At 65.6% G+C, this 10,703-nt stretch carries 12 protein-coding genes and 1 rRNA gene; 9 read left to right on the top strand and 4 right to left on the bottom strand.

Annotated features, from left to right (window positions below; genetic code table 11):
* A 16S ribosomal RNA gene (locus HW466_RS28815) occupies window positions 1-126 on the bottom strand; the annotation flags it as partial.
* A gap of 568 nt (window positions 127-694) precedes the next feature.
* Window positions 695-1,960 (bottom strand): SGNH/GDSL hydrolase family protein, encoded by a 1,266-nt coding sequence (locus HW466_RS28810; RefSeq protein ID WP_151004214.1) that lies wholly within the window; start codon window positions 1,958-1,960, stop codon window positions 695-697.
* A gap of 197 nt (window positions 1,961-2,157) precedes the next feature.
* Between HW466_RS28810 and paaA the strand changes: the two genes are divergently transcribed.
* The 8 genes from paaA (at window position 2,158) to HW466_RS28770 (ending at window position 8,428) form a co-directional block, all read left to right on the top strand.
* Window positions 2,158-3,156, top strand: coding sequence for a 1,2-phenylacetyl-CoA epoxidase subunit PaaA (paaA, locus tag HW466_RS28805; protein WP_151004212.1), 999 nt, complete (start codon window positions 2,158-2,160; stop codon window positions 3,154-3,156).
* A gap of 36 nt (window positions 3,157-3,192) precedes the next feature.
* Window positions 3,193-3,477, top strand: coding sequence for a 1,2-phenylacetyl-CoA epoxidase subunit PaaB (gene paaB / locus HW466_RS28800; RefSeq protein WP_006752453.1), 285 nt, complete (start codon window positions 3,193-3,195; stop codon window positions 3,475-3,477).
* A gap of 10 nt (window positions 3,478-3,487) precedes the next feature.
* The gene (gene paaC, locus HW466_RS28795; RefSeq protein WP_059791977.1) at window positions 3,488-4,291 is read left to right on the top strand and encodes a 1,2-phenylacetyl-CoA epoxidase subunit PaaC; all 804 of its coding nucleotides are present in this window, start codon (window positions 3,488-3,490) and stop codon (window positions 4,289-4,291) included.
* Window positions 4,292-4,314: 23 nt separating this feature from the next.
* A complete protein-coding gene (gene paaD / locus HW466_RS28790; protein WP_060119802.1) occupies window positions 4,315-4,878 on the top strand; it encodes a 1,2-phenylacetyl-CoA epoxidase subunit PaaD in 564 nt (187 codons plus the stop codon).
* Between the two features lie 5 nt (window positions 4,879-4,883).
* Window positions 4,884-5,972: a 1,2-phenylacetyl-CoA epoxidase subunit PaaE gene (paaE, locus tag HW466_RS28785; protein WP_059505411.1), complete on the top strand. Its 1,089-nt coding sequence runs from the start codon at window positions 4,884-4,886 to the stop codon at window positions 5,970-5,972.
* 129 nt (window positions 5,973-6,101) lie between these two features.
* Window positions 6,102-6,917, top strand: a complete 816-nt coding sequence (locus tag HW466_RS28780; RefSeq protein ID WP_059505413.1) for a DUF1835 domain-containing protein — start codon at window positions 6,102-6,104, stop codon at window positions 6,915-6,917.
* A 23-nt stretch (window positions 6,918-6,940) separates the two neighbouring features.
* The gene (locus tag HW466_RS28775) at window positions 6,941-7,546 is read left to right on the top strand and encodes a TetR/AcrR family transcriptional regulator (RefSeq protein WP_059452683.1); all 606 of its coding nucleotides are present in this window, start codon (window positions 6,941-6,943) and stop codon (window positions 7,544-7,546) included.
* A gap of 234 nt (window positions 7,547-7,780) precedes the next feature.
* Window positions 7,781-8,428 carry a GNAT family N-acetyltransferase gene (locus tag HW466_RS28770; RefSeq protein WP_151004210.1) on the top strand — a complete coding sequence of 216 codons (648 nt, stop codon included), beginning with the start codon at window positions 7,781-7,783 and terminating at the stop codon, window positions 8,426-8,428.
* Window positions 8,429-8,495: 67 nt separating this feature from the next.
* On the opposite strand, the gene HW466_RS28765 is transcribed toward HW466_RS28770, so the two are convergent.
* Window positions 8,496-9,020, bottom strand: coding sequence for an Lrp/AsnC family transcriptional regulator (locus tag HW466_RS28765; RefSeq protein WP_011655746.1), 525 nt, complete (start codon window positions 9,018-9,020; stop codon window positions 8,496-8,498).
* Window positions 9,021-9,233: 213 nt separating this feature from the next.
* Here HW466_RS28765 and hppD point away from each other — a divergent pair, with 213 nt between their 5' ends.
* Complete coding sequence (gene hppD, locus HW466_RS28760) at window positions 9,234-10,331, top strand: 4-hydroxyphenylpyruvate dioxygenase (RefSeq protein WP_059546504.1); 1,098 nt, start codon at window positions 9,234-9,236, stop codon at window positions 10,329-10,331.
* 149 nt (window positions 10,332-10,480) lie between these two features.
* Here the strand turns inward: hppD and HW466_RS28755 are convergent, their stop codons facing one another.
* Window positions 10,481-10,675: a hypothetical protein gene (locus HW466_RS28755; protein ID WP_059452680.1), complete on the bottom strand. Its 195-nt coding sequence runs from the start codon at window positions 10,673-10,675 to the stop codon at window positions 10,481-10,483.
* Between the last annotated feature and the right edge of the window lie 28 nt (window positions 10,676-10,703).

The following is a 10,703-nucleotide window of genomic DNA, read 5'->3' as shown; positions in this document are numbered from 1 at the left end:
TTCCGATGTATTACTCACCCGTTCGCCACTCGCCACCAGGTGCAAGCACCCGTGCTGCCGTTCGACTTGCATGTGTAAGGCATGCCGCCAGCGTTCAATCTGAGCCAGGATCAAACTCTTCAGTTCAAACCTGTTACTGTTTTCGGTTCTTTCGAACCGGTCGCTCACTCAAAGCTGACAGGAATATGAATCACTTCATAAACCTGACTTACTTTAGTGTGAGACTCTTGATACTTTTGCTATCTGACCCGAAGATCAGCTCGCTACCATCAAGCGCCCACACTTATCGGCTGTTAATTTTTAAAGAGCATTTCTGCGGGAAACCTGAAGTTTCTCAGCAGCGCTGCGTTTTCGGCAGCAGAGAAGCGAGATTATGAACCGCGTTTCTCGGTTCGTCAACAACTTTTTGAACTGCTTCGTTGCGACGACCGGGGTTCAACTTCGTGTGCGTCGGCGGCTCTACAGCCAGCCCACCCGCACCGCTTCCCTTCTTTCCTCCGCGCCGCGTTGCCGTTAGCGCGAAAGAGGCGTGATTCTATGCACCCGCCCCCGTCTCCGCAAGCCCTTTGTGAAAATATTTTGAAAAGCCCCCGTGCGCTGCCGCGCACGGGGGCTTCGGGTCCGAACGGCCACGCGTCGCCTGCCATATCGGCGAAGCTCGCCGTTCATCACTCGCTCTATATATAGAGCGATGTCACTTGCCGCCGACTGCGGCCTGCAGCCGCTCCAACGGCACTGCATCGGCCATGGCCGTGTAACCCGCGTCACTCGGATGAATGCCGTCGCCACTGTCATACCGGCGCTGCAGCACACTCGGGCGAGCCGGGTCGCGCAACACCGCGTCGAAGTCCACCACGCCGTCGAACCCGCCGCCGCTCCGGATCCACCGGTTCACCTCGAGCCGGACCGCCTCGCGCCCCGCCGGCAACGCCGCAGGCGTGAGCGTCGCGCCAAAGATCTTCACGCCCCGACGATGTGCTGCGTCGATCAAGCCGCGATAGCCATCGATCAACGACGCGGCCGTGACCTGCGTATGCGGGCTGTCGCAATCGAGCCCGGCATGCGGCGGCATCGCCGCGAAGTTGATGTCGTTAATGCCGATCAGCACGATCGCCGCCTTCACCCCCGCACGCGAGAGCGCATCGCGCTCGAACCGCGACGCCAGCGACGTGCCATAGCATGCCGAATCGCTCAGCAGCCGATTGCCACTGATCCCGAGATTCACGACGCCGAGCGAATCCGAACCCGTGGCGGCCAGCCGGCGCGCCAGCGCATCGGGCCAACGACGGTTACGGTTCAGGCTCGAGCGCAACCCGTCGGTGATCGAGTCCCCGATCGCGGCGACACTCGCCCGCGCGGCGCCTGCCTCGACGGCCAGTTCCGTCACCCACGCATACTGGGTAAAGCGCGTACGGAAGGCGCCTGCGCCCGGATCGTTCACGTGATCACCCGGCACCGATACGTAATTGAGCTGGTTCGACACGCGGTGCCACACGGTCATTCGCTGGTTCGCGCCCATCCGCAGGCTGATCGCATAAGGCTGCCCGGCCGTTACATCGATCGCCGCGGCGTCGCTTTCGAGTTCCTCGCCCGGAGCGAGCGTCACCGACGTCTTGCCGCCAAAGCGCACGGCAGCGCCCGTCGCGCCGGCAAGCGCCGCGCCGTCACCCGCGCGCGCGAGACCGGCTGCCTCGATCACCAGCGGTGCGCGACCGTAGGCGTTGCTGACACGAATCCGCGCGGCACGGCCGGAAACCGTCGGATAGACGATCTGCCGAACGGTTCGCCCGGCCACGTCGGGCGCGCGGTAGAGCGGCGGCGGCGCAGCCAGGTCCGGAATCGGCTGCAACGCGGTCGCCCACGCGGCAACCCACCCGGCCGGTGCGGCCGAGGCCGCGAGCGGCGACAGGAAAAAGGACGCGCCCAGCACGGCCGCGACGAAACTGCTTCGAAATGACATCGGCGGAATCCTCATCGGAAAGCGGGCATTGTGCCGCAGAAGCCGCCCGCCTCGCGCACCCGGCGCCCGCATGACCGCCGATCGCACCGCATACCCACGTTTACCCCAGTCCCGATGCAAATCCGCAAGAAATTTATTAACCGACCGGTCGGTTGGTTTATACTTCGCACACATTCAACCGGACGAGATCCTCCGCCATGTACACGCAATCCCTCGACATCCCCGGCAACGTCGCACCGCTCGACGCCGCAGCCGAGTCGCCCGAGCAGGCGCGGTTCGACGCGGTCATGGCCGCGGACGGCAAGATCGAACCGCAGGACTGGATGCCCGACGCCTATCGCAAGACGCTGGTGCGCCAGATTTCGCAGCACGCACACTCGGAAGTCGTCGGCATGCTGCCCGAAGGCAACTGGATCTCGCGTGCGCCGAGCCTGAAGCGCAAGGCGATCCTGCTCGCGAAAGTCCAGGACGAAGCCGGCCACGGCCTCTATCTATATAGCGCGGCCGAAACGCTCGGCGTATCGCGCGATGCGCTGATCGACGCGCTGCACGCCGGCAAGGCGAAATACTCGAGCATCTTCAACTACCCGACGCCGACCTGGGCCGACGTCGGCGTGATCGGCTGGCTGGTGGACGGCGCCGCGATCATGAACCAGATCCCGCTGTGCCGCTGCACGTACGGCCCGTACGCGCGCGCGATGATCCGCGTGTGCAAGGAAGAGTCGTTCCATCAGCGCCAGGGCTTCGATGCACTGCTGACGATGATGAAGGGCACCGACGCGCAGCGCGCGATGGTCCAGCAGGCGGTTAACCGCTGGTGGTGGCCGGTGCTGATGATGTTCGGCCCGAGCGACGCCGATTCGGTCCACAGCAATCAGTCCGCGAAATGGGGCATCAAGCGGATCTCGAACGACGACCTGCGCCAGAAATTCGTCGACGCGACGGTCGATCAGGCGAAGGTGCTCGGCGTGACGCTGCCCGACCCGGACCTGAAATGGAACGAGGCACGCGGCCACTACGACTACGGCGCGATCGACTGGAACGAATTCTGGCGCGTCGTCAACGGCGACGGCCCGTGCAACAGGGAACGCCTCGCGACTCGCGTGAAGGCGCACGACGACGGCGCCTGGGTGCGCGAAGCCGCGCTCGCGCACGAAGCAAAGCGCCGCGCCCGCGCCGAACAGCACGCCGCCTGAGCGGCAACCATCGAATACAGGATTCAGGAGAGAGTGATGAACAAGGAATGGCCGATCTGGGAAGTGTTCGTGCGCAGCAAGCAGGGCCTCGACCACAAGCATTGCGGCAGCCTGCACGCCGCGGACGCGTCGATGGCGCTGCGCATGGCGCGCGACGTCTACACGCGCCGCCAGGAAGGCGTGAGCATCTGGGTGGTGCCGTCGTCGGCGATCACCGCGTCGGATCCGGCCGAGAAGGCCGAGCTGTTCGAACCGGCGGGCGACAAGATTTACCGTCATCCGACGTTCTACACGCTGCCCGACGAAGTCAACCACATGTAACGCCCGCGCCATGACGATCACGCCCGAACACCTCTCCTACGTGCTGCGCCTCGCGGACAACGCACTGATCCTCGGTCAGCGCAACGCCGAATGGTGCGGCCACGGCCCGATCCTCGAGGAAGACATCGCGCTCACCAACATGAGCCTCGACCTCATCGGCCAGGCCCGCATGCTGTATACGCACGCAGCCGAACTCGACCGCCAACTGAACGGCGCGGCGAAGACGGAAGACGACTACGCATACTTCCGCACCGAGCGCGAGTTCGCGAACTTCACGCTCGCCGAGCTGCCGCATTACGGCCCGATCGCCGGCACCGCGCACGCCGACAAGGACTACGCGGTGACGATCGTGCGCAATTTCCTCTACGCGACGCTGATGCTGCACGTGTGGACCGCGCTCGAATCGTCGACGGACGCACAACTCGCCGCGATCGCCGCGAAATCGGTGAAGGAAACCCGCTATCACGTGCAGCACGCGCGCGAATGGCTCGTGCGCCTCGGCGACGGCACCGACGAATCGCATCGCCGCGCGCAGGCCGCGCTCGACTACCTGATCCCGTACACGCGTGAATTCTTCGCGGCCGACGCGATCGACGATGCCGTCGCGGCGGCGGGCATCGCTCCGGCGCCGGCTTCGCTCGAAGCCGCATGGCGCGCGGACGTGGACGATGCGCTCGCCGAAGCAACGCTCGCGTTGCCGGCCCCCGTGCAGCACGTGACGACCGGCAAGCAGGGCGAGCACTCCGAGCATATGGGTTACCTGCTCGCGGAAATGCAGAGCCTCGCGCGTCAGCATCCTGGCGCGAGCTGGTAACCGGCCACACAACGGAGCTCACGATGTCCGCCCAGATCGACGCCTCGACCAACGCCGCGCCTGTCACGCACCGCGACGATCCCGTGCTCGCGCGCGCATGGGACGTGCTCGAAGCCGTGCCCGATCCCGAAATCCCGGTCGTATCGATCCGCGAGCTGGGCATCCTGCGCGACGTGCGCCGCGCGGACGACGGCCTGCTCGAAGTCGTGATCACGCCGACCTACTCCGGCTGCCCGGCGATGTCGCAGATCGCCGAGGACATCGCCGCGGCGATGCACGCCGCCCAGCTGCCGCCGCACCGGATCGAGACGGTGCTCGCACCGGCCTGGACGACCGACTGGATCACGCAGGAAGCGCGCGACAAGCTGCGCGCGTACGGCATCGCGCCGCCCGTCGGCCAGTGCGGCAGCACCGCGCCCCGGGAAAACGTCGTGCGATTCGTGCCGCGCCCCGTCGCGGCGCCCGTGTGCCCGCGCTGCGGCTCGGCCAATACCGAGCGGCTCGCGCAATTCGCGTCCACGGCCTGCAAGGCGCTGTATCGCTGCGTCGACTGCCGCGAACCCTTCGACTACTTCAAACCTTACTGACTGATATGGCGACCCCGCAATTTCACTCGCTGCGTATCCGCGACGTGCGGCCCGAGACCGCCGACGCCGTCACCGTCTCCTTCGACGTGCCGCCGGAGCTGCGCGACGCGTACCGCTTCACGCAGGGCCAGTTCGTCACGCTGAAGACCCACATCGACGGCGAGGAAACGCGCCGCTCGTACTCGATCTGCGTCGGCACGACCGACTACGACCGCGACGGCGAACTGCGCATCGGCATCAAGCGCGTACGCGGCGGCCGTTTCTCGAACTTCGCGTTCGACACGCTGAAGCCGGGACACACGATCGACGTGATGACGCCGGACGGCCGCTTCTTCACGCACCTGAACGCCGATCACGGCAAACAGTACGTCGCGTTCTCGGGCGGCTCGGGCATCACGCCGGTGCTCGCGATCGTGAAGACGACGCTCGAACTGGAACCGCGCAGCACGTTCACGCTGATCTACGGCAACCGCAGCGTCGACGCGATCATGTTCGCCGAGGAGCTCGAGGACCTGAAGAACCGCTACATGAACCGCTTCGTCCTGTATCACGTGCTGTCGGACGACCAGCAGGACGTCGAGCTGTTCAACGGCGTGCTCGACCAGGCCAAATGCGCGGAATTCCTCGCCACGCTGACGCCGGCCGACGCGATCGACGAAGCGTTCATCTGCGGCCCCGCGCCGATGATGGACGCCGCCGAAGCCGCGCTGAAGGCGGCCGGCGTGCCGCAGGCGAAGGTGCATGTCGAACGGTTCGGCACGCCGCTGCCGCAGGCGGGCGCGCCCGTCGTCGAAATCACCGAACAGACGCCGGCCGCCGATCTCGAGATCGTGCTCGACGGCAAGAAGCGCAAGCTGCGCCTGCCGTACGAAGGCGTGAGCCTGCTCGACGTCGGCCTGCGCGCGGGCCTCGCGCTGCCGTATGCGTGCAAGGGCGGCGTGTGCTGCACGTGCCGTGCGAAGGTGCTCGAAGGCGAAGTCCGGATGGAGAAGAACTACACGCTCGAGGAGCGGGAAGTGCAGGACGGCTTCGTGCTCACGTGCCAGTGCCACCCGATCAGCGACAAGGTCGTCGTGAGCTTCGACGAGCGTTGAGCGGCGTCGCACCGGCGCGGCGCGCCGGTTTCTCGTCGTCACACATCTCGCTTACACTAGGGGCCGCCGGCCGGCTGGACGTCGCAACGTCCGCCGGTCCGGCGGTTTTCTTTTGTTGATGACAGGCCGATGAGTACCATTCACGTGATTCAGGGCGGCACCGCCGCCGCGTCGCTGCGCGAGGCCCTCGCGCAAGCCGGACGCGACGAGCGCGTCGTCGGATTGCTCGACGATCTCGCGGTCGGGCCGCTGAAGGGCGCCGACGAGACGCCCGACACGCGCGCCGCCTTCTGGCACCGCGTGCTCGGCGACCAGATTCCCGACTGGAACGCGGAGATCGAAGCTGAATTCGCCCGCCTCGAGCAGCTCGTGATGGATACGGACCAGGTGGTCGTCTGGCACGCACCGAGCGTCGGCGACAAGCTGCTGTTGCGCCGCGTCGCCTATCACCTGCGCAACGTGCCGCAACGGCTGAACGAGGTGCGGTTGTCGGCTGCTGACCTCGACGCCGCGCAGCGCGCGGCGCTGACCCGCGCCGACCAGGCGTGTTCGACCGGCATGTTCTCGCCCGCGGCGCTCGCCCGCAAACGGCCGATGGCCGCGCCGGTCTCGGTGCTGCGCATCGGTCGTCTCGCGCTCGAATGGCAGGAGGCGAAACACCTGAACGCCGAGCTGCGCTACTGGGTCAGCAACACGATCAAGAGCGGCCATTACGCGGACCTCGACGCGCTGATCGTCGCGCATGCGAAACCCGGCTGGCAGCCCGCGCGACGCGTCGTCGGCGGCATCATGGCCGGCGCCGATCGCGGCGGGCTGTTCGTCAGCGACTCGATCGCCTGGTGGCGCTGCCGCGAACTCGCGGCCGCGGGCCGGCTCGAGCTGCAGGACGATGCGCCGGCCGCCCTTTCTTCCACGCAGATGCGCGCGGCAGCCGCGCCGCACTGACGCTACAACTTTCGCATTCGACCATGGCCCGTACCCGAGCGCCCGACCACGAATCCCAGCGCGAGCAGATCCTCGATCTCGCCGCCGAAAAATTCGCGCAGACGAGCTATCCGAGCACGTCGATGTCCGATCTCGCAACCGCGAGCGGCACGTCGAAGGCACGTCTGTATCACTATTACGAGAGCAAGGAAGCGATCCTGTTCGACCTGCTCGACCGCTACACGAAGCGGTTGATGCTGATCATCGCCGAGGTCGAAGGCGCGAGCCAGCGGCGCGGCCTCAGCGAGCGCGACGCGTTCGCCGAACTGGTGCGCGCGTTCCTCGCCGAGTACGAGACGTCGCACAGTCGCCATGTCGCGCTGCTCAATGACGTGAAGTATCTGGAGGATGCACAGCGCGAAATCATCCTCGACCGCCAGCGCGACATCGTCGCGGCATTCGCGCGCCAGCTCGCGCGCGCGTATCCGGACCGGATCTCGAAGGAAAACCAGACGTCGGTCACGATGATGGTGTTCGGGATGATCAACTGGACGTTCACATGGCTCAAGCCGGGCGGCCGCCTCGGCTACCGCGACTTCGCCGAACAGGTGATCGACCTGATGGAACACGGGCTGTCCGCAGGCCGTTGATTGCCGCGCAGCAGCATGCGTTGCGCGGCCGGCACACTGCGACCGGCGGCCGCGCATTTCATATGATGAATTTTAAATCCGTTAAAAATCAAATAGATACACGATTAACTAAGCGGATTTAGAATTCCTCCTCAGCACAAATAACGTCAAATACGGGTTTTCCCCAACCCCGCTCGGGTAAAATGCGCTGCATTGCACAAGCAGTTGGTGCAGCCACACACTGAGGAACCCACGATGAACACGCAACCCAACCGCCGTGCCGATGGTGTCGCGCACGCCGGGACTGCGCCGGTTCTCGTCAGGGAACTGGCTTCCAAAGACCGTGAGCAAATGCTCGCCCACTTTCTCTCGCTCAACGAAGAGGATCGCCTGCTGCGCTTCGGCCAGATGGTGCCCGACCACGTGATCGAGAACTATGTCCGTACGATCGACTTCGGTCGCGACACGGTGTTCGGCGTGTTCGACCATGCGCTCGAGCTGATCGGCGTCGGCCATCTGGCGTATCTGCCGGCCGAAGGCGACAAGCGGACGGCCGAATTCGGCGTGTCGGTGCTCGAAAGCGCGCGCGGCCGCGGCGTCGGCTCGAAACTGTTCGAGCGCGCGGCGATCCGCAGCCGCAACACGCGCGTGACGATGCTGTACATGCATTGCCTGTCGCGCAACGCGACGATGATGCACATCGCGAAGAAGTCCGGGATGCGCATCGAATATGCATACGGCGAAGCCGATGCGTACCTGTCGCTGCCGCCGGCCGACCACTCGACGATTCTCGCCGAGATGTTGCAGGAGCAGGCCGCGGTATTCGACTATGCGCTCAAGCGCCAGGCGCACCGCACGTCGAAGTTCATCGCATCGCTGATGCCCGCCGCGCTGACGGCATAACATCGGCCGACCGGGTTGCCTCGCGGGGCAGCCCGGCCTCCCTTCCCCTGCCTCCCCGCGCCACGCGCTAACGCACCGACCGGATCGGCAACGCCGTCGTCTCCTTGAAGCACTCGAGCGAGAAGCTCGTCTTCACGTCGATCACCGACGGATGGTGCAGCAGATGCTCCTGCACGAAGCGGGAGAAGTGCGCCATATCCTCGACCTGCACGCGCAGCAGGTAATCCATGTCGCCCGTCATCGCATGGCACGCGACCACTTCCGGCCAGGTCTGCACGGCCGCGCGGAACAGCTCCGCGTGGGTCGCACCGGCGCGCGCCGACGTCTCGTCGGCACGGACCGGCGCGAGGCCGCCGCGCTTCTCGAGCCGCACGCTCACGTACGCGAGCAGGTCGAGGCCGAGCTTCTGCGGATCGAGCAGCGCGACGTAGCCGGTGATCACGCCGATCTCCTCGAGCCGGCGGATCCGCCGCAGGCACGGGCTCGGCGACAGGTTCACGCGCTCGGCGATCTCCTGGTTCGACAGGCGGCCGTTCTCCTGAAGAATCGCGAGAATCCGCCGGTCGATGGCGTCCAATTCGGCTTGCGCCATCTTCTGCCCTCCAATGATGGTTCTGAGACTGGAAATTGCGCCATCGTAGGCATGGACGATTAACTTCGCAAGTTTCCGCTCGCGCTCGCCCGCTACACTCTGTCGCACGTACCGATTCGCGGCGTACGCCGATGCGCGCGCCGCGTTCGACATCGAACCGGGCCGCGCACGCGCACGTCGCGCCGGCCGATCGCCCCGCACAGGAGACACGACATGCAGATCCCCAACTGGGACAACCCCGTCGGCACCGACGGCTTCGAATTCATCGAATACACCGCTCCGGATCCGAAAGCGCTCGGACAACTGTTCGAGCGGATGGGTTTCACCGCGATCGCGCGCCATCGCCACAAGGACGTGACGGTCTACCGCCAGGGCGACATCAACTTCATCATCAACGCCGAACCCGATTCGTTCGCGCAACGCTTCGCGCGCCTGCACGGCCCGTCGATCTGCGCGATCGCGTTCCGCGTGCAGGACGCCGCGAAGGCATACAAGCACGCGCTGGAACTCGGCGCCTGGGGTTTCGACAACAAGACGGGCCCGATGGAGCTGAACATCCCGGCGATCAAGGGCATCGGCGATTCGCTGATCTACTTCGTCGACCGCTGGCGCGGCAAGAACGGCGCGCAGCCGGGCGCGATCGGCGACATCAGCATCTACGACGTCGATTTCGAGCCGATCGCCGGCGCGAACCCGAACCCGGTCGGCCATGGCCTCACCTACATCGACCACCTGACGCACAACGTGCATCGCGGCCGCATGCAGGAATGGGCCGAGTTCTACGAGCGGCTGTTCAACTTCCGCGAAGTGCGCTACTTCGACATCGAAGGCAAGGTGACGGGCGTGAAGTCGAAGGCGATGACGTCGCCGTGCGGCAAGATCCGGATCCCGATCAACGAGGAAGGCTCGGACACGGCCGGCCAGATCCAGGAATACCTCGACGCGTACCACGGCGAAGGCATCCAGCACATCGCGCTCGGCACGAACGACATCTACGGCGCGGTCGACGGCCTGCGCGACAAGGGCGTGAAGCTGCTCGACACGATCGACACGTATTACGAGCTGGTCGACCGCCGCGTGCCGAACCACGGCGAATCGCTGGAAGAACTGAAGAAGCGCAAGATCCTGATCGACGGCGCCCGCGACGACCTGCTGCTGCAGATCTTCACCGAGAACCAGATCGGCCCGATCTTCTTCGAGATCATCCAGCGCAAGGGCAACCAGGGCTTCGGCGAAGGCAACTTCAAGGCGCTGTTCGAATCGATCGAACTCGACCAGATCCGCCGCGGCGTGGTCCAGGACAAGGCCTGACGCTGACGGACGGCCGCGCAGCGGCCGGCAGACGGCGCCCGGGTCGGAACGAGCGCCGGCGGCACATGAAAAAAAGCGGGAATCCTGCGATTCCCGCCCTTTTGTCGTTTTGCATCGTTGCGGCGCGGCCCGGCGGCCGCGCGAACGGATCAACGCACGTTCGCCTTCGACACGACGACGCGTGCGGCCGCCGGTTGCGCGTCGGCGTCCTGGGCCGGCGCGATCTGGCGCATCTGCGCGCCGGCTGCCGCCAGTGCGCTCGCGCCTTGCGCGTGCACCGGGCCGGTCATCGCGAAAAACGCGGCGGACACGATCAGGAAACTCTGGATATGACGTGTGTTCATTGCACCTCCTTTAAAACTGCCGGCGCCT

The organism is Burkholderia territorii (assembly GCF_902833055.1).
In the GTDB taxonomy this organism is placed as follows: domain Bacteria; phylum Pseudomonadota; class Gammaproteobacteria; order Burkholderiales; family Burkholderiaceae; genus Burkholderia; species Burkholderia territorii.
This window is presented reverse-complemented; position numbering and strand designations above follow the sequence as displayed.